We start from the raw sequence: 16,830 nt of genomic DNA on the forward strand, positions 1-16,830 counted from the left end.
ACCTACAAATGGAGAAACGGCGTGTCCACAAATCGAGAAACATCGTGTCCACCGCCTTCTCTGGGACAGAGTAAGGAGTGGAAAATGTCGGACTTCAAGGAACTTGTGTGCTCCGTCTGGGACGCTGCCTGGAATCATGGCAACGCGGACGCCCTGGATGACATCGTTCATCCGGACTATGCGCTCGAAAACGCGGATTCAGGACACACCTCGGGCCTCGCTGAGCTGAAAGTGGAGGTCCGCGAAATGCGGGCCGCGATCCCCGACCTGCGGACGACCGTCGATAAGATCGTCGTAGACGACGACGACTTTGCGATTTTCTGGTCCGCAACCGGCACATTCCTGAACCCCCTCGGCGATGTTCCCGCGACCGGACGCAGTTTGCAGACCTGTGGCGCCGTCCAAGGAGTCCTGCGTGAAGGACGGATCATCCGTGAGCGTGTCACCTGGGACCTCAGTGAAGACATGCTGTCCGACCTGGGGGCGCCCAGGTTGCGGTCCGCATTCGAACCGGCCCGCGCGCAGGCCGGCTCCGGCGAACCCGAAGAGGGGCCCAGCATCGAGGCACTCAAAGAGTTCAACCGCAAGTTCGTGACCGGAGTGACCGTGGTGACAACCACCGATTCCGAAGGCCGGCCGCGCGGGCTGACACTCAGCGCCTACACGCCCGTGTCATTGGATCCGCCCCTCGTCCTCGTGTGCGTACAGAAGACGTCCTCCACCTATCCTGCGCTGTTCGAGTCCGAACACCTCGGCATCAACATCATCGCCAATACCCAACGCGCCGCCGTCGACAAGTTCGCTTCCAAAGCAGATGACAAGTTCGCCGGACTCGATTGGCATACGGGACCGGCTGGGTCCCCGCTCATCCGCGGTTCAGCCGCGTCGATCGAGGCAGAGATCAAGGAGCGCTTCCAGGCTAAGACACACACGGTGTTCATCGCACGGGTCACCCACCTGGAGGTCTCGGACCTCGACCCGATGCTTTACGTTTACATGTCCGGGCAGTTCTACGATGGTGCCGCACTCAAGGAGCTCTGAATGGATCCCACACGCGGGAATCCGCGCCCGCGGCGCTGGTCCGCGGACATGGAGGCGAGGACGGGGCTGATGCCGGGCCGACGGAATGTGTCGAGGAGGGCGCCTGTAGCTGTAAGGCTGAAGCGGGAGGGCCTGAGCAAGTCGATGCGCCGATGGCCGGGCGGCTGGGAATGGACCACCAACAGCTGCAGCAATTCGTCTCCTCCTCCGCCACGGAAGGTCGAGCCGGTCTGCCTTCGCGCTTGGCCGCCTGTCGATGGAGGCGGTCGAACCCGGGGCATGAGTCGCCGACGACACCGGGGTCAGGAAGGACAGCACCGCCTCCGTGTGTTGCCCGGCAGTACTCGGACACGCAAGGCAAGGTCGGCAACTGCCAGGTCCCGGTGTCAGGACATGCGCCACCAACGCGGCCCTGTGCCCGAGTCCTAGGACAACACGGGCCCTGCAACTGCCGCTGAAGCCAGCTTTAGCCGCCATCAACCACCACCCATCTGATCCGGCCTCAATTCTTCTGACCTAGAAACAGCGATCCTCCATGACAGACTCCATTCACGAAGTCACCCTCCAGGCAGTTGCCGGGACCGGCTGGGAAGCCCTCCAGGAACAGCTGGAGGGCACCCATGACGAAGTGCGTTCCTTTGCCGTGTCGGACGGACGATACGGAGTACTCGTCACCCGGCACCGCCACGATGCGTATACCCTCGCCGTGAGCCCCGAGGTTCCCTACGGCATGACTTACGAGCGGCACGACACGGGAACCCCGTAAGGAACACCGGACTGCCTCACCCTGCACCTACCTGAGACCCGGGGGCGACCCCCACGGCGCCACCGGAGACGGATGCCTCCCGCCACGGGCAGCACCGGGCATCACCCCCTGCCGGCGCTGCCCGGGCATCCGTTCCGCCGGGGTACGACCGGGAACCGCGCCGGATCCGGAACCGGAGCCTCCCCGGACATTTTGGCTCCGGGCGGGCCCTGTCGGCAGATCTCATCATGCACCCTTCACCCCGAGCCCACCCGGCAACCCCGAGAAAGGCCATGGCACCATGACGGACAACACCGACACCGACCGAGACTCCGACGCCCTCCGGCCCGGCGACCACGTCGAAGTCCTGGGAAACGAACATCTCCACTACAACGCATACGTGGAGGACACCTTGCCGCAATTCAACATCGCATGGGTCCGGGAACAGCGGACCGGGGAACGCAAAATGCTCTTCACCAACGAATGCCGCATCCTCCGGCGCGAAACCTAATCCTGCCAGCCACCGCCCCGAGCCCGGCGCCGTCCACCCGGGGGCCGCGCCCGCGTTTACGGGACCAGGCGTGTCAGGCGGGCGGTTCGCTCACGGATAGCGTCTGGCGCTACCCGTCGATTGGGCCCTCCAAACTAGTGACGAACGACCTCGTTTGCGTCCTGCTCGACATTGTCCTCAATCAGGGGGCGGTTACTTCGAGGAAGGCCGGCCCACGCCTGAGGCCCTAATTGCCAGCGCCCGAGATGCCCGTTACATTTATTCAGTCCTCGAGGGCCGGGGATATGGGTCCGCATCTTCCCTTTGCAGATTCTGCTGCGGGCGCCTTTCCTGGCCAACGTCGCCCTAACGCTTGCGAGTAGAACTAGGGCGAGATAGGACGTCTATCCGGTAATGATTACTCGTCAGGCGTCGGCATCTTTCCATGAATCAATGTCGACCACTTGGAATAAGTCGGCGGGGGAATTTATCGCTTCATAGGCAGCACCGGTGAGATCGGCGGCTGCCTGGAGCATGGCAGTGGTTGCTGGCATCATTAGAGCACCGGGATAGATCGCGACCGCGAATCCGAGTTCTTCAAGTCGTGTGTCGTCGATAGGAGGGGTTGTTCCGCCTGGTACGACGTTGAACAGCAATGGAGCATTTACCTCCGTGGCAATCCGTTCAATTTGCTCTACGGTTTGGGGTGCCTCGACGAAGATCAGGTCAGCCCCCGCGGCTGCGTAACGGTGCGCGCGGTTGAGTCCCTCATTCAAGCCTTCCGGTCCCAAAGCATCTGTGCGGGCGATTATGACTGTGTCGCCGCGGCGCGCATTCAATGCGGCGTCGAGCGTGCGGAGGAAGGTGTCCACCGTAACAACTTCTTTACCAGCTAGGTGGCCACAGCGCTTGGGGAAGACCTGATCTTCTAACTGGATCGCGGCGACGCCGGACTGTTCGTACTCATGCACGGTCCGTATGGCATTGCGTGGGGAGCCAAATCCTGTGTCGGCGTCCGCGATGACCGGGACTCCTGCGGCCTCCACGATGTGGCGGGCGCGCTCGGCCATCTCACTCTGGGTGACTAGGCCGATGTCGGGTAGCCCGAAGCCGAAGGCGGCAGTACCTGCGCCTGTTAAGTAGACGGCGTGGAATCCCGCCCGACGTGCTACATGGGCACTGACGCCATCGAAGACCCCAGGCGCGCGGAGCAGCTGCTTGCGAGCAAGGAGTTGGCGAAGTTCGCCCGCGGCGGTCATTGTGCGGTGGCTCTGTCGACGTGAGGCATCCAGGCCGGCCGGCCGGCCTCATGGTCACGGATGCGGTCGAGCTCGTGGAGAATGAGGGTGACGTCATCGAGGCCGAGCATCAATGCTTCGCGAGATTGCAGGTCGATTTCAAAGGACGCAGCTCCGCGAGGCCAGCGGACTTCGGTCGCTTGCAAGTCGACGATGACTTCGGTTTCCGGTGCGTCCTCCGCGATCTGTCGTAGCGTCCGACACGTTTCAGGATCCGTCTGCACGGGCACCAGGCCTGTTTGGATGCAGTTGCCGACGAAGATGTCGGAGAACGAGGGTGCGATCACGGCCTTGAACCCGTGCTGTTGCAGCCCCCAAACGGCGTGCTCACGTGAGGACCCCGAGCCGAAGTTCCGGCCAGCGACCAAGATTGTCGCTCCTGAGAACCTGGGATCGTTGAATACGAAGTCCTGCTCCCGCCTCCATTCGTGGAACACGAACTCGCCGTAGCCCGTGCGCTCGACGCGGGTGAGAAACTGTTTGGGCATGATCTGATCGGTGTCCACGTCGTCACGGTCCAGGGGCATAACACGTCCGGAGACGGTCGTAATGGGTTCCATTCAGAGAACCTCTCTTACATCAACAAAATGGCCAGCGACCGCTGCCGCGGCCGCCATTTCCGGTGAAAGCAGGTGTGTTCGTGCGCCGGCGCCCTGCCGGCCTTCGAAATTGCGGTTGGAGGTAGACGCGATTCTCTCGCCAGCTGCTGCTACGTCCTCGTTCATTCCCAGACACATCGAGCATCCGGGTTCGCGCCACTCGAAGCCAGCATCCTGGAAGAGCGTGTGGAGTCCTTCCTCCTCTGCCTGTTTCTTGACCGGCATGGAACCTGGCACGACCATCGCCCGCACCCCGTCAGCTACCTTGTGACCTGCCACTACGCTCGCGGCCGCGCGCAAGTCCTCGATTCGTGAATTCGTACAGGAGCCGATGAACACCCGGTCAATTGGCAAGTCTGTTATGCGTTCGCCACCTGATAATCCCATGTACTCAAGCGCGCGCTCGGTCTGTGCACGGTTCGGCGACTCTTGTGCTGTAGGCACGCGGCCGCTGACCGGCACGCTCATCGCCGGGGTCGTTCCCCAGGTGATAGTTGGTTCCAGCTGAGTGGCATCGATGCGGATCGTGCGGACGAACTGGGCATCATCATCGGTGTGTAGGTCAGCCCAGTCGCACAGAGCCTGATCCCAGGCTTCGCCCTCAGGGGCGTATCGGCGGCCGCGGACGAACTCAATCGTGGTCTCGTCCGGCGCGATGAGACCGGCCCTTGCGCCAGCCTCGGCCGACATGTTGCACAGAGTAAGGCGGCCCTCCATGGACAACGAACGGATCGTGGAACCGCGGTACTCAATGATGTGGCCAGAGGCTCCGCCAAATCCGACGGTATTGACGACGGCGAGGGCGAGGTCCTTAGCTGTAACACCTGCTGAGAGGCCACCTTCTACTTCCACAGCCATATGTTGCAGCGGCGGCATCAGCAGGCACTGTGTTGCGAGGACCTGCTCGACTTGGGTGGTGCCGATCCCGAATGCGAGAGCTCCGAAGGCTCCGTGTGTGGCCGTGTGACTGTCCCCGCAAGCCATGGTGAGCCCAGGGAGCGTGAGGCCTGTTTCGGGTCCAAGGACGTGGACGATGCCCTGGCGCCTCGACCCCAGGCCGAACAGCGGCACACCATTGCGGGCACAATTTTCGCGTAGGGCCCGTAACTGTGTGGCTGCCAAAGGATCCCGGACCGGCAAGTTGCGGTTCCCTGTGGGCACGTTGTGGTCCATCGTGGCCACCGTCTGGCTCGGTTGTCGTACGCGCAGTCCCCGCAGGTCTAGGCCACCGAACGCCTGGGGGCTCAGTTCGTGGACCAAGTGCAGGTCCATGTAAAGGAGGTCGCGTCCTTGTACTCGATCGATAAGGTGCCGGTCCCAGATCTTTTGAGCAAGTGTTGTGCCCATGTTCTTCTTTCGCTTCGTCTATGTACTCAGAATGTGGCCAGTCGCGCTGACTGCTGCGGCATGATATTGATCGTCCAGTTCCGCTAAGACGGCGTCGCCGAACGCAGACGTGCTCACCGGGGCGATGTCCCCATTCGCCAGATCGGCGGTGCGGATGCCGCGTTGCAGGACCGTGGTCACGGCCTGTTCGATGACGGCCGCGTCCTCCGGGCGGTCGAGGCTGTGTCGCAACAGCATGGCGGCAGAGAGAATAGCCGCCGAGGGGTTGGCTTTGCCCAAACCTGCAATATCTGGTGCGGCACCGTGCACAGGCTCGTACAGTCCAAACTTGTCGGTCCGGAGGCTGCCCGACGGCAGCAGCCCAAGAGACCCCACGATGCCCGCGATTTCATCGCTGAGGACATCTCCAAAGAGATTCTCGGTGACTATGACATCGAAATCGTTCGGGCGATGCACGAGCTGCATGGCGCAGTTGTCCACGTAGAGGTGTTCCACCTCCAGATGCGGGAAGTCAGCGACGACCTCCCGCATGACTTCCCGCCAGAGTTTCGAGGACTCGAGCACGTTCGCCTTGTCGACGGAGGCGAGCCGTCCGCCTCTTTCAGAGGCGAGGCGGCAGGCAACGATTCCGATTCGGCGCACCTGCTCAGCTGTGTAGTGCATGGTATCCCACGCTGTTTCAACTCCGTCCTGAACGCCGCGCCCGCGTTCCGGGGAGAAGTACAAGCCTCCGACTGCCTCACGGACCAAGAGTATGTCTATGTTGACATCGCGCAGGGGCGATAGCTCTGGAAGGTAGGACAGACCCGGGCGTAGATTCGCGAACAGATCGAGTTCACGACGCAATCGGAGCAGGCCTCCCAGCCCGGGGTTCTTTTCGGCAGGAAGTGAATCCCACTTCTCGCCGCCGACAGCACCAACCAGAAGTGCGTCGCTGTTTTTACACAGTTCCCACGTCTCTGCAGGCAGTGGTGTGCCCGTCTGCTCTATGGCACACCCACCTAGCATCCCTTCTGTGAAAGTCAGTTGTAGATCAGCGTGTTTGGCAACCCTTTCAAGAACGCGTACGGCTTCGCGGGTCACTTCCGGTCCGATACCGTCGCCTGGGAGCACGCCGATTCGCGAGTGGAGAGGGGCAGGGGAAGTCAAGGTCATCGTTAAGTCGTTCCGTTCGTTGACGTGGAGGGCGGAAGGATCCTTCTTTCCGCAGCAATCATGAGCAGGTTGAGTAATAGGGCGACGGACATCAGGGAGAGTGCCAGTGCGAAGATCTCGGGCATTTGCTGCAGCGTTATTCGACGAACAAGCTCGTAGCCTGCTCCCTTTGAAGACCCGAACATTTCCGCCAGCACTACACCAAGAAAGGTGAGGCTGAAGCAAAAGCGAAGGCCGGAAAAGATTGAGGGCAACGCCGCCGGGACAACGACGCGACTGACCACCTGCCACTTGGACAGGTTCAGGGACTTCGCAGCGCGTAGGTAAACGGGCGGGATCGCCCGGACTCCGCTGAGGACGAGGATCGCCAACGGGAACCCCCCATGGAATGCCCCGAACATCATCCGGGAGGTGTCACCAAGTCCGAATAGGAGGAGAAATACCGGGAAGATGGTGATTTTTGGCAGTGAGTACGTCCACAGGAGCGGAGCGCCCAGAACGTCACCCCAAAAGCCCGACATACCGAGCAGCAATCCGACAGCGAGCCCCGATATGGACGCAAGGGCAAAAGCGACAAAGACCACCTGAAGTGTGACCCATAGGTTTTCAATCAGCCAACCATTAGTGATTCCGCCGCTGAAGGCTTGCAAAGTTTGCCAGGGGGTAGGGAGGGAAGATTCACTGATGAAGAAGGTGGCGAGTTGCCAGATAAGGACGAGAACAACAGGAACGGTTACCGGCAGAAGGCCGGGCGGGAGGCCCTTCAAGCGACGACTTTTCGTGGCAGGCGTGGTGGCGGTTTGTGGTGTCATGACGGCGGTCATCAGGCTCCTCGCCCTCTACGCCACAGCCGGCGCTCGATCAGCGAGAGGCCCGCCGTGATCACGACAGCAAGCGACATAATGAGCACGATTGCTGCATACATTTCGGACAGCGCGAAGCTGTTGTAGGTGAACGACACCAGCCATCCGAGCCCTTGCGTGGCGAGAATGAACTCAGATGCGATGACGCCGATTACAGCGTAGGTGACTGCCAGCTTCAGGCCGGTGAAGACGTACGGTGCCGCAGCTGGAATCTGGATGCGGAACAGCGTTTGCCAGCGGCTGAGCTGGTAGACACGCGCTGCCTTAAGATGGACTTGTCGGACTGAGTCGAACCCGATCGCGGTGTTGGTGATGACGGCGACCAAGGCATAGATCCAGGCGAGCAGAATAACCGGGGTGCGGTTAAGCCCGAACATCGCCACCAAAACGGGGTAGAACGCAAAAACCGGTAGTGCATAGTAACTGGTCAGGTAGGGTTCGAGAGCCCGTCGAACTCGACTATTGCGCCACAGCAGATATCCCAGAAACACCCCCGAGACCGTGGCCAGGACGAAGCTGATCAGGATCGAGCTACCGGTGTAGCCCAGGTGCGACCACAGCTCTCCGGATGCCAACTGAACACCGAGGGTTGTGATCATCTTTGACAACGGGACAAGTGTTAAGGAGTCGACGAGCCCAATGCGCGGGGCGATCTCCAGAAAGGCCGCGCCGGCTGCAAGCAGAAGAACGCGAGTCCCTACGACCCGCTTCTCGTAGGTCATACGGCTGCCTTCCGCTCTTCAGCGTGGGAGAGGTTCTCCCACAAGCGCCCGGTGAGCTCAGCAAAAGATGGACTCCCAATGTCGTCCGACGTCCGCGAACGTGGCAAGGGACTGGTCACAATTTCCCTGACTCGGCCGGGACGGGCGGACATAACGACGATCCGGTCAGATAACATCGCCGCCTCACTGAGACCGTGGGTGATGAAGACAATAGTTGCGCCGGTTTCCCGCCAGATACGCAGGAGTTCATCACCAAGACGCAGTCGGGTCTGCTCATCAAGGGCTGCGAACGGCTCGTCCATAAGAAGAATTTTTGGCCGGGCGGCGATCACGCGGGCGATATTCACGCGTTGCCGCATTCCTCCGGACAACTGAGAAGGGTGGTGATTGGCAAACGATTCAACGCCCACCAGTTCCAGCGCCTCCATTGCTCGACGTGTCCGATCCTTCTTGGAAAGACCGGACCGACATAAGCCAAACATGACATTCTGCAGGTTGGTCAGCCACGGAAACGTAGCATCCTGCTGGAAAACGACCCCCACATCAGGGTGCGGTCGGTCAATTACCTCCTCGCGAATGCTCACCGTTCCACTGGTTGGCCGCTCGAGTCCGGCGACAACGTCCATGAGAGTACTCTTCCCACAACCGCTCGGACCGATCACCGAAACAAACTCGCCCTCTTCGATGTATAAGTCCACATCAGTCAGGGCGTTGACTTCCTGGCCAGGTCTTTCCCCGGAAAACGTCTTGCAGAGTTTCGAGATTTGAAGCATTGCTTAGTCCTCTTCTGAATGGATAAAGATGGTGGGCCTTCAGGGAAGCTCTACCCTTTCGATGCCTTCAGGTAGGAAGTCCTGATTGATGTACGTTGACCAATCAATCGCCTCATTCCCCTCGAGCAGTCCAGCGGCCCGCATACCTTCCTGCGCTGTCGCCAGGCCGTCTGGGTTGAAGCCGACATTCCACTGCTCCACCTCGAGCAAACTCTTCATTGTTTGCTGAGCCGCATCGAGAGGGACCTCACCTTTTTCGGACCAGATCTTGGCTGACTCCTCAGGGTTGGTCTCCATGAACTCGAGCGCCCGGGCACGGGCTGTGAGGAAGCTAGTGACGAGCTCGGGGTCTTCTTCCACGAGAGTCGGGCTGGTCACAATAATGGTCTGCTGGTAGTTGGTGATGTAGTCAGTGGAGCGCCACAGCAACTTGTACTTATCATCCTGTGCGGCGTAGAGAGGATCCGAGTGGATCGTGGCGTCAACGGCACCGCCTTCCATCGCCGTCAGTCCCTCCGACACACCTCCGGTCGCCCGTTGTTCGAGCGTGCTCGCGTCGACGCCCGCGCGATCTAGGGCGATAGCGAGTGCTGACTCAGTGACCGAGCCGGGGTTGGTGTAACCCACGTTTTTGCCAGCGAGGTCCTCGATCGATTCCAGGGAGGAATTCTGGGGAGCTACCCACACGACCTCACCGACCTGCTGTGAGCCGCCGCCCACTGCCACCAGCGTGGAACCAGCATCTTGAGATTCAACAAGCGCCGACGTCGCAACCTCGCCAAAAGCCAAGTCCCCTGCAAGGACACTACGTACAGTTGTACCTCCGCCCGAACCCGCGATGACCTCTTCGATGTTGATGCCTTCGTCCTCGAAGTAACCCTTTTCCATGGCGACGTGGTAGGGGACCGCGAAAGCCAGCGAGGGCCACTGCGAGACAGCGATGCTGATCGTTTTCATCCCCTCGTCATTTTCCTGTACCGAGCCCGTATCGCCGTTAGCGCATCCTGCTGCGACCAATGTGACTCCGAGCGCAAGCGCTAAACGCGTTTGGCTATGTAACATGCTGCGGCCTCTCCGTTGAAGCGAATAATTTACCCGCGACGACCGATTGTCCATCACGATTGTCGTACAATCTATGACGGGGGGTAGTCTGTGTCAAGCACGTCACATTGTCCGCGTGTGGACTACGTTCTCAGACAAGGACGCAGGTGAAGCTTGGAGGAGAACCCAATGTCTGGATCGTCGATTGACGAGCAGGGTACAATCCCTGACCCCCGCTCCATCACTGAGCACGTAGCCGACGAGCTGCGTGAGCGCATCAAATACGGTCGACTGGCACCCGGCCAACGGCTCATCGAGGCCGACCTCATTGAGCAACTGCACGTCAGCCGCGGCACAGTTCGTGCCGCATTCAGCCAATTGGCCAGCGAGGGGATCATCACGATCGAGCGCAATCGTGGTGCGCACGTCCGGGTCCTCGATATCGAGGGCGTCCGCCAGCTGTACGAGCTGCGCGCCGTTCTTGAGGGGCGTGCCGCGGGGTTGACTGCCGAGCGCATCGATGAGCCCGGATGCCGCGTCGAGTTGGAAAGACTCGGAAAGCTCAATGACGAATTTAGTCAGGGAGGCAGTAGCTTCGCGGACTACTGGAACTACAATGAGACGCTGCACCGTGTCGTCATGGAGTACTCCGGCAACGATATGCTTCGTCGGATGGCGGAACAGGCCCGGACGCTGACCTATCACTATCACCTGCAAGCCGCCACCCAGAGCGGTTCAAGCCGCCCCGTTTCTATCAGCCACGCATGCGCGCAGCATCATGAAATCCTCGAGCGGATCCTTGTCGGCGACGCGACCGGCGCTGAGACAAGCATGCGAAACCACATCCTTGACAACGGCGCAGGAATCATCGCCTCCATGCAAGAATTTGGACAACCACGTCCAGCACTGCTCGCTGTCAATGCGCGCCGACGATCGCCAGCGTCCTGACCGAGAGTGGGTCAACATCGGCCAAAAGCGACGAGCCCGCGAAGGACCTGACCCGGTGCGCCGTCGCTTCGCGTTCCAGTGTTCCGGCGATTCTGACCGCTTCCCCCTGCAGCAAGGTAGACGGAACGGCAAGGGTCGAAGAGGCCTCGTTTTATCGGTTATCCAAGCGCATGTGTCCCGGCCGTGTGAGAGGAGGATCCTACGGGAGTCTAGTGCGGAAGTCCCACCGCAGTCGTCCGACAGTTGTCGGATCTTCACCCGATCTGCCGCTGACCTCTGTGGTTATGGCCGTAGTCTACTTCTGGGAGGCTTTTGAAGGGTTCCCTCGACAGCTGCGGCTTGCCTTCAAGGAGTCTTATAGCAACGCCGCCACTGGGCTGGCGGCGTCTGCGGTAATTTCACGCTACTTCCCCAGACACCGGACGTCCCGTTTGAACACGTGGCACACCCGCGAAACCTCCCAGCCACCTTTCCGCGCATTCATGCAAAGAGCTACCCCCAATGTCGAAGAGTAAGGAACCCATGTCATCGGAAACTTCCCCTGTTGAACGCCCATCCGCTTCTGCCCGGCTTGAGGACGTCTCGGGCCTCCGCCGCGGGGACCGGATCGAAGCCGTGGGACCCGATCGGGTCCGGTACAACGGCCGGGTGGAAGAGATTGCTCCCGAAGTGGGAGCCCTTTGGATCATGGAGGAACCCCTCGGCACCCGCAAGATGCTGGACACCATCGACTACAGCGTCCGGATCGTCTGCGGCTGAGACATCCCTCCCCGGACTGCGCAGGACCGACGGAGCAGAGAGCCCCGGAAACCGATGACCAACGGCAGGCCAGGCTTGCCGTAGAAACAGGCGGCGACCTGGGCTAGTAGGGCGCCTTTGGCCGGGGATGGTTGCGAAGCATCTGCTGCCCACTTGATCGTTCCAGTGAGCATAGTCAAATACCTTGGGAGAGTTTCCGGCGCCCAGATGTGAGCCATCCAGTTCAAGCTGGATCACGTTCGCGAAGAGAATTTCGGAGAGCTCGGCGATGGCGGCACCGAAAATCTTGTCCTTGAGCCGGAAGTCCTGAAGGTGTTCGGAGGGGCGATCCCGAAGACCTTGAAAACGGGGGGCTGTCAGCTCGGGAGTAGAGCATGAACCCGCAGATGAGAGGCGCCACATCCACAGGGGCGCATTTGGGAAGTTCTCCTTCTACCTCATCCCATATCAACACCCCCGGCGCTGACCCGTTATCCCATCCTTGCCGAACTCTAATGAACACTCGCTGACACCTTGTACACCGATGTTCACAAAGTTCATCGATGTTCACTAGGAGTCGGATTGGCCCCGCATCTAAGCCCATTTCGGCCTACTGCCAGGGCGGAACCGCCACGGCTGGTAGGCAGGGCCGGACTGCTAGATGAGTTCGAGTACGGGCTGCGGATCCGCTCCGGCGCCCCGGGCCTGCTGACCATCTTTACGGGAGCCCGGGGAGTAGGCAAGACCGTGATGCTTGGAGAAGCCGAGGACGCCGCCCGCCGGGCCGGCTGCCTGTTATTTCCGAGACAGCCACACGCGGCTCCCTGGGCCGCATCGGTGAGGTAATGCGCCAGCTAGCCGATGAACTCGGCGCCGGCCCGCCCTCACGGCGGGTCACCGGCATCGTGATCGCCGGTTTCACCGTGCAAACCGAACTGCCTCCGGAGCAGCAGCCCGGCTGGCGCCAGCTGGGGGAGCAGCTCCTGGGACTCCTGAATGACCAGCAAACGGGACTGCTGATCACTTTGGACGAGATCCACGGCGCCAACCGCGACGAACTGGCGCAGCTGGCAGCCTCTGTCCAGCATTTCATTCGGGGCCGGACTGCCGGTGGCCCTGGTATTCGCCGCACTGCCGGCGGCCATCTCGGACCTGCTGGATGAGGGAGTAGCCACCTTCCTGCGACGAGCGGACCGGATCGACCTGCACGCTGCGGCAATAGAAGAGGTCGAGGCGTACTACCGCGAGGTCTTCGCCGTGTTGGACCACCCGATTAACCACGTGCTGCTGCTTAAGGCGGCCGAGGCCACCGGCGGCTATCCGTTCCTGATTCAGCTGGTCGGCTACCACCTGTGGCAGGTAGCCGAGTCCACAAACCGGCCTCTGGAAGCCGAGGATGTCCGTGTAGCCGTGGCAGCCGCCCGCCGGCGCAACACCCGCATGGTCATCGAGGCAGCCCTGGCCTCGGCCTCGCCCAAGGACCTGGAGTTCCTCAAAGCCATGGCCGAGGATGACGGCCCCGCAAAGACTGCGGACATCGGCCAACGGCTCGGGGATGCCCGCAACACCGTGGGCAACTACCGCGCAAGACTCATCGACACCGGCCTGATCGAATCAGCAGGACACGGCCTGGTGGACTTCGCCATCCCAGGACTACGTGAGCATCTGCGGGCCTGACGTATTCCTACCCCATGAAGCCTCCTTGCATAAGATCCCCGACCTCGCTCTCGCGTAGACCCTCGAATGAGTTTCGGAGTAACTGACGCATAGCGGCACCCCCTCTTAGGGACTGCGGAAACGTTCCCATGGAGCGAATGACGTTGGCCGTCATCGCCAGTGCCGAATCCGGATATTGTAAAGCCGATGAAGGGGCCGGATCCTGCAGTAACAGCGAAAAAGGAGGCCTAGGCCCACAGGGGAGGCGATGCACTGCCGACGGCGGCGGTTTCCGTCTCTGCCGGTGCAGTTTCAGCACCGAGAGTCGCAATGCATGTGCGGGTGTGGAATGACCTGCTGCTAAAGAGCTTCTAAGTGGTCTCGTTCGTAGGTCAAGCCGTATGGAACGTCGGGACTTACGGCGACGGTAAAGGTGTCGTGACGGCGCCGGGTGATGAGCACTCCGTTTCGTCCGCCTGACACGGCCCAGGACCGGACTTCTTCATGAGCTGCGTTCAGTTGTTCCTGGAGGTCATCCCAGTCGCTGCCTGCAGCTGCTTCGACAATGACGTTTTGATTCTGAAAGGTCATGGATCGTGGTTTCTGGTTCGGAAGGATAGTTGATCAGCGTTAGTGTTCGGTCAGCCCTTGACGTGCTGAGCAGGTTCGTTGGGGGATGGCTGATCGTCCTGCTGGTGGCTAGGCGTCTAGGACCAGCTTCGGGCACTTGGAGCGGCTGACGCATATGAACATGGTGTCGTTCTTCGCCCGTTCCTTTTCGGAGAGGATGGTGTCGCGGTGTTCGACTTCGCCCTCGAGGACCTTTGTTTCGCAGGTACCGCAGAATCCTTCTTCGCAGGAGGACATAAAGGAGGGGTTCACCTCGAGCACGACGTCCAGCACAGACTTTTCGGATGGAACCGTCAGCGTGCAGCCGGACTGCCTTAACTCAATTTCAAATGGCGCGTCTGTAGCCGTGTCCGTTGTGCCCGTGGTGCTGGCGGGCGGTGTTGCGGCGGCAAAGTGTTCGGCGTGGAAGGCCCCTGCACCCAAGGTATCCATGGTGATTTGTTGAAGGTCGGCGAGGAGCCGCTCCGGTCCGCACGCGTAGACCGCTGTTCCGGCGGGTGCATCCTTGATTTCGGTGAGTAGGTCGGCTCTGCCGCGCTCGTCCTTCGGGTAGACCGCGAGGGAGTCTCCCATGATCTCCTGGACCTCGTCGATGAACGCCATTGTCTGGCGGCTGGATCCGCAGTAGACGAGCTTGGTGCTCTTGCCTGCGGCCACGAGTTGGCGTGCCATGGCCAGGATGGGGGTGACGCCGATGCCGCCTGCGACCAGGAGGTAGTGCGCTGCGCCGTCCTCGATTTTGAAATGGTTGCGTGGTCCGCGTGCCGTCAGTTTTGTGCCGAGCCGGGTCTGTGAGTGGATTTCCTCGGAGCCTCCCCGCCCGTTGGTTTCGCGCAGGACAGCTAGGCGGTACCGCCGGAGATCGCCCGGGTCGGAGCACAGGCTGTACTGCCGCACCAAGCCTGAAGGCAGGACGATGTCCAGGTGGGCGCCGGGTTGCCATTGGGGAAGTGCGCGGCCGTCGGGCAGGGCCAGTTCGAGGGACATGACGCTGCTGGATTCCTGGCGCAGGCCCCGGACGACAAGGTCAAACGACTCGTTGGACATGATTATGCTCCGGGAGTGGGAAGTTGGAAGAGTTTGCCGGGAACGGCGTCCTTGGTTCCGCCCTTGAGGACTTCGATGAAGTCGCGGGCGAGGTCGGCTTTCCTGACGGTGACGAGCATGTCGAGCTCGCGGCGGAGTACCTTCATGGAAGTCGAGCCCGGTTCGGAATCCCAGCCGCCGATGCCGACCAGTACTCCTGCGAGGAGTGTTCCCTGGTTCCGTCCTGCGGTAGCCATGACTTCCACGAAATCATCGGCGATTTCCTCGAGCCTGGATCCGAGGAAGACCATCATGTCCGTGGCGGCGGCGAGGTCGCTGACGGTTTCGATGGAGGGATCCGCCGGTGAGTCGATTTCGTGGAGCAGGACTCCGTCGGGATGGCTGGCCGGTGCCGCGACCAGGATTTCCCTCAGGCCGGCGTCGGACATGGTCGAGACGAGTGAGGCGCCGGAAGGTCCCAAGGGGACGAGAAGGATGCGGGCCTTGTAGTAGGCGCGCGACGTCAGATAAGTCATGGTCTTTCCTTAGATTGGGGTTGTCGCAGGTTAGAGCGCAGGCCGGATGACGACGTGCGGGCTGCTGGGCCCTGACCGGTCCAGCAGGGTGCGGAACAGGTCGTCGACGCCGTCCAGACCGACGTCGATGCTGGGTACGTGCTCCAGGCCGGTGTTTCCGGCGGCAAGAAGTTCGATGCTCCTGGTGACGGCTTCCGGCGAACGGCCCCGCACGCCGACGACTCCGGACGCGCCCCGTACGAGGGTTTTCAGGTTCACTTCGGCGACGGGAGTATCTCCGAGGCCGGCCAGGACCAGACGTCCCAGCTTCCGGAGATGTTCCGTGGTTCCGAGCGCTGGTCCTCCTAGGCCGACAGTATCGACGATGACGTCGAATCCGTTGCCTTTGCCATGGCTGCCCAGCGCGGCCGAAGTTGTCTCGGCGTTGTCGTTGATGAGGATGGAGGCGCCCATGGCCTCGGCAATCTCCAGGCGGTCCCGGCTGGTGCGGGAGTTGCGGCCCAGCACCACGATCTCCTCGGCGCCGACCGCGGTGGCTGCGGCTACCGCGGCGACACCGTGGTAGCCGGGCCCGATGACGGCCACCCGCGATCCGCTCTTGGCGCCACCAATGTTGATGACCCAGTCGACTGCGTTTGCAAAGGGCTGGGTCCAGGCAGCGAGGTTTGAGTCCAAATCCCGGGGCAGTTTGTGCAGCACTGTCCGGGTCGATAGCTCCATGTATTCCGCGTTGCCGCCGTGAAGGCCGGAGCCCTCGTGGAGGCCGAGCATCCCGACCCGGCGCTGTCCGCCCCAAAGATCCGCGTCCGGGCAAAACCGGTACACGTCGGGCTGTGAACAAGCTTTGCAGCTGGCCAGTCCGCAGGGCAGGTATTCCTCCAGCGCTACTCTGTCGCCGACTTCGACATCCCACGACCACTGCATGGCAGGACTGAGAGAGACGATTTCGCCGACAACGTGGTGGCCCATGACCGTGGGATGGCCCAGGCCCTGCTGGTACAGGTCCAGGTCCGTCCCGCACAGGGCCGAGGATTCCACTTTCAGCCAGCCGGCCGCGGTGGTTGCCAGGGCCGGATCGATCGTCTCGAGCACCGTTGTTGAATCCGGCAACGAGACGGCGGCCCTGACAGTGTCGGGGAGGGGTGCGCCCAAGGTCCGGGCCCTTTTGGTAGAGGCGACGGGGGAGGCCTGGTCCTGCATGTGGAACTCCTGTTGGGTGCGG

At 61.4% G+C, this 16,830-nt stretch carries 19 protein-coding genes; 7 read left to right on the forward strand and 12 right to left on the reverse strand.

Annotated elements, in window-relative coordinates:
* Positions 1 to 84 precede the first annotated feature (84 nt).
* The 3 genes from AC20117_RS22555 (at position 85) to AC20117_RS22565 (ending at position 2,297) form a co-directional block, all read left to right on the forward strand.
* Entirely contained in the window at positions 85 to 1,041 is a 957-nt protein-coding gene (locus AC20117_RS22555; RefSeq protein WP_074703627.1) for a flavin reductase, read from the forward strand.
* A gap of 535 nt (positions 1,042 to 1,576) precedes the next feature.
* Positions 1,577 to 1,807 (forward strand): hypothetical protein, encoded by a 231-nt coding sequence (locus tag AC20117_RS22560; RefSeq protein WP_074703628.1) that lies wholly within the window; start codon positions 1,577 to 1,579, stop codon positions 1,805 to 1,807.
* 280 nt (positions 1,808 to 2,087) lie between these two features.
* Complete coding sequence (locus tag AC20117_RS22565) at positions 2,088 to 2,297, forward strand: hypothetical protein (protein ID WP_074703629.1); 210 nt, start codon at positions 2,088 to 2,090, stop codon at positions 2,295 to 2,297.
* A 404-nt stretch (positions 2,298 to 2,701) separates the two neighbouring features.
* Here AC20117_RS22565 and AC20117_RS22570 read toward each other — a convergent pair whose 3' ends face one another.
* The 8 genes from AC20117_RS22570 to AC20117_RS22605 are packed head-to-tail and all read right to left on the reverse strand — an operon-like array spanning position 2,702 to position 9,990.
* Positions 2,702 to 3,535, reverse strand: a complete 834-nt coding sequence (locus AC20117_RS22570) for an isocitrate lyase/PEP mutase family protein (RefSeq protein ID WP_074703630.1) — start codon at positions 3,533 to 3,535, stop codon at positions 2,702 to 2,704.
* Positions 3,532 to 4,134 carry a 3-isopropylmalate dehydratase small subunit gene (gene leuD, locus AC20117_RS22575; RefSeq protein WP_074703631.1) on the reverse strand — a complete coding sequence of 201 codons (603 nt, stop codon included), beginning with the start codon at positions 4,132 to 4,134 and terminating at the stop codon, positions 3,532 to 3,534. Before leuD ends, AC20117_RS22570 begins: the two co-directional genes overlap by 4 nt.
* Positions 4,135 to 5,520: a 3-isopropylmalate dehydratase large subunit gene (gene leuC, locus AC20117_RS22580; protein WP_074703467.1), complete on the reverse strand. Its 1,386-nt coding sequence runs from the start codon at positions 5,518 to 5,520 to the stop codon at positions 4,135 to 4,137.
* Positions 5,521 to 5,538: 18 nt separating this feature from the next.
* Complete coding sequence (leuB, locus tag AC20117_RS22585; RefSeq protein ID WP_074703468.1) at positions 5,539 to 6,675, reverse strand: 3-isopropylmalate dehydrogenase; 1,137 nt, start codon at positions 6,673 to 6,675, stop codon at positions 5,539 to 5,541.
* 2 nt (positions 6,676 to 6,677) lie between these two features.
* A complete protein-coding gene (locus AC20117_RS22590) occupies positions 6,678 to 7,499 on the reverse strand; it encodes an ABC transporter permease (RefSeq protein WP_074703469.1) in 822 nt (273 codons plus the stop codon).
* On the reverse strand, positions 7,499 to 8,260 hold the full coding sequence (locus tag AC20117_RS22595; RefSeq protein WP_074703470.1) for an ABC transporter permease: 762 nt from the start codon (positions 8,258 to 8,260) through the stop codon (positions 7,499 to 7,501). The genes AC20117_RS22590 and AC20117_RS22595 overlap by 1 nt, the downstream gene beginning before the upstream one ends.
* Positions 8,257 to 9,033, reverse strand: a complete 777-nt coding sequence (locus AC20117_RS22600; RefSeq protein WP_074703471.1) for an ABC transporter ATP-binding protein — start codon at positions 9,031 to 9,033, stop codon at positions 8,257 to 8,259. The genes AC20117_RS22595 and AC20117_RS22600 overlap by 4 nt, the downstream gene beginning before the upstream one ends.
* A 39-nt stretch (positions 9,034 to 9,072) precedes the next feature.
* Positions 9,073 to 9,990: an ABC transporter substrate-binding protein gene (locus AC20117_RS22605; RefSeq protein ID WP_158300512.1), complete on the reverse strand. Its 918-nt coding sequence runs from the start codon at positions 9,988 to 9,990 to the stop codon at positions 9,073 to 9,075.
* A gap of 273 nt (positions 9,991 to 10,263) precedes the next feature.
* Between AC20117_RS22605 and AC20117_RS22610 the strand changes: the two genes are divergently transcribed.
* From AC20117_RS22610 to AC20117_RS24050, 4 genes are all read left to right on the forward strand, one after another.
* Entirely contained in the window at positions 10,264 to 11,022 is a 759-nt protein-coding gene (locus AC20117_RS22610; RefSeq protein WP_074703474.1) for a GntR family transcriptional regulator, read from the forward strand.
* A 522-nt stretch (positions 11,023 to 11,544) separates the two neighbouring features.
* The gene (locus AC20117_RS22615) at positions 11,545 to 11,781 is read left to right on the forward strand and encodes a hypothetical protein (RefSeq protein ID WP_074703475.1); all 237 of its coding nucleotides are present in this window, start codon (positions 11,545 to 11,547) and stop codon (positions 11,779 to 11,781) included.
* Between the two features lie 824 nt (positions 11,782 to 12,605).
* Positions 12,606 to 12,923, forward strand: coding sequence for a hypothetical protein (locus tag AC20117_RS24045; protein WP_236777651.1), 318 nt, complete (start codon positions 12,606 to 12,608; stop codon positions 12,921 to 12,923).
* The gene (locus AC20117_RS24050) at positions 12,871 to 13,437 is read left to right on the forward strand and encodes a DUF8462 domain-containing protein (RefSeq protein ID WP_236777652.1); all 567 of its coding nucleotides are present in this window, start codon (positions 12,871 to 12,873) and stop codon (positions 13,435 to 13,437) included. The genes AC20117_RS24045 and AC20117_RS24050 overlap by 53 nt, the downstream gene beginning before the upstream one ends.
* Before the next feature lie 339 nt (positions 13,438 to 13,776).
* On the opposite strand, the gene AC20117_RS22625 is transcribed toward AC20117_RS24050, so the two are convergent.
* The 4 genes from AC20117_RS22625 to AC20117_RS22640 form a co-directional block, all read right to left on the reverse strand.
* Positions 13,777 to 14,007, reverse strand: coding sequence for a hypothetical protein (locus AC20117_RS22625; RefSeq protein ID WP_074703476.1), 231 nt, complete (start codon positions 14,005 to 14,007; stop codon positions 13,777 to 13,779).
* Between the two features lie 108 nt (positions 14,008 to 14,115).
* Positions 14,116 to 15,093 (reverse strand): PDR/VanB family oxidoreductase, encoded by a 978-nt coding sequence (locus AC20117_RS22630; RefSeq protein ID WP_074703477.1) that lies wholly within the window; start codon positions 15,091 to 15,093, stop codon positions 14,116 to 14,118.
* A gap of 2 nt (positions 15,094 to 15,095) precedes the next feature.
* On the reverse strand, positions 15,096 to 15,608 hold the full coding sequence (locus AC20117_RS22635; RefSeq protein ID WP_074703478.1) for a hypothetical protein: 513 nt from the start codon (positions 15,606 to 15,608) through the stop codon (positions 15,096 to 15,098).
* A 30-nt stretch (positions 15,609 to 15,638) separates the two neighbouring features.
* Positions 15,639 to 16,808 (reverse strand): zinc-dependent alcohol dehydrogenase, encoded by a 1,170-nt coding sequence (locus AC20117_RS22640; RefSeq protein WP_074703479.1) that lies wholly within the window; start codon positions 16,806 to 16,808, stop codon positions 15,639 to 15,641.
* Positions 16,809 to 16,830: the final 22 nt, after the last annotated feature.

Origin of the sequence: Arthrobacter crystallopoietes (assembly GCF_002849715.1) — a bacterium.
Taxonomy (GTDB): domain Bacteria; phylum Actinomycetota; class Actinomycetes; order Actinomycetales; family Micrococcaceae; genus Crystallibacter; species Crystallibacter crystallopoietes.

Coding starts and splice junctions, on each gene's coding strand:
- AC20117_RS22555 (WP_074703627.1), top strand. CDS start 85: ATGTCGGACTTCAAGGAACTTGTGTGCTCCGTCTGGGACGCTGCCTGG.
- AC20117_RS22560 (WP_074703628.1), top strand. CDS start 1,577: ATGACAGACTCCATTCACGAAGTCACCCTCCAGGCAGTTGCCGGGACC.
- AC20117_RS22565 (WP_074703629.1), top strand. CDS start 2,088: ATGACGGACAACACCGACACCGACCGAGACTCCGACGCCCTCCGGCCC.
- AC20117_RS22570 (WP_074703630.1), bottom strand. CDS start 3,535: ATGACCGCCGCGGGCGAACTTCGCCAACTCCTTGCTCGCAAGCAGCTG.
- leuD (WP_074703631.1), bottom strand. CDS start 4,134: ATGGAACCCATTACGACCGTCTCCGGACGTGTTATGCCCCTGGACCGT.
- leuC (WP_074703467.1), bottom strand. CDS start 5,520: ATGGGCACAACACTTGCTCAAAAGATCTGGGACCGGCACCTTATCGAT.
- leuB (WP_074703468.1), bottom strand. CDS start 6,675: ATGACCTTGACTTCCCCTGCCCCTCTCCACTCGCGAATCGGCGTGCTC.
- AC20117_RS22590 (WP_074703469.1), bottom strand. CDS start 7,499: ATGACCGCCGTCATGACACCACAAACCGCCACCACGCCTGCCACGAAA.
- AC20117_RS22595 (WP_074703470.1), bottom strand. CDS start 8,260: ATGACCTACGAGAAGCGGGTCGTAGGGACTCGCGTTCTTCTGCTTGCA.
- AC20117_RS22600 (WP_074703471.1), bottom strand. CDS start 9,033: ATGCTTCAAATCTCGAAACTCTGCAAGACGTTTTCCGGGGAAAGACCT.
- AC20117_RS22605 (WP_158300512.1), bottom strand. CDS start 9,990: ATGAAAACGATCAGCATCGCTGTCTCGCAGTGGCCCTCGCTGGCTTTC.
- AC20117_RS22610 (WP_074703474.1), top strand. CDS start 10,264: ATGTCTGGATCGTCGATTGACGAGCAGGGTACAATCCCTGACCCCCGC.
- AC20117_RS22615 (WP_074703475.1), top strand. CDS start 11,545: ATGTCATCGGAAACTTCCCCTGTTGAACGCCCATCCGCTTCTGCCCGG.
- AC20117_RS24045 (WP_236777651.1), top strand. CDS start 12,606: ATGCGCCAGCTAGCCGATGAACTCGGCGCCGGCCCGCCCTCACGGCGG.
- AC20117_RS22625 (WP_074703476.1), bottom strand. CDS start 14,007: ATGACCTTTCAGAATCAAAACGTCATTGTCGAAGCAGCTGCAGGCAGC.
- AC20117_RS22630 (WP_074703477.1), bottom strand. CDS start 15,093: ATGTCCAACGAGTCGTTTGACCTTGTCGTCCGGGGCCTGCGCCAGGAA.
- AC20117_RS22635 (WP_074703478.1), bottom strand. CDS start 15,608: ATGACTTATCTGACGTCGCGCGCCTACTACAAGGCCCGCATCCTTCTC.
- AC20117_RS22640 (WP_074703479.1), bottom strand. CDS start 16,808: ATGCAGGACCAGGCCTCCCCCGTCGCCTCTACCAAAAGGGCCCGGACC.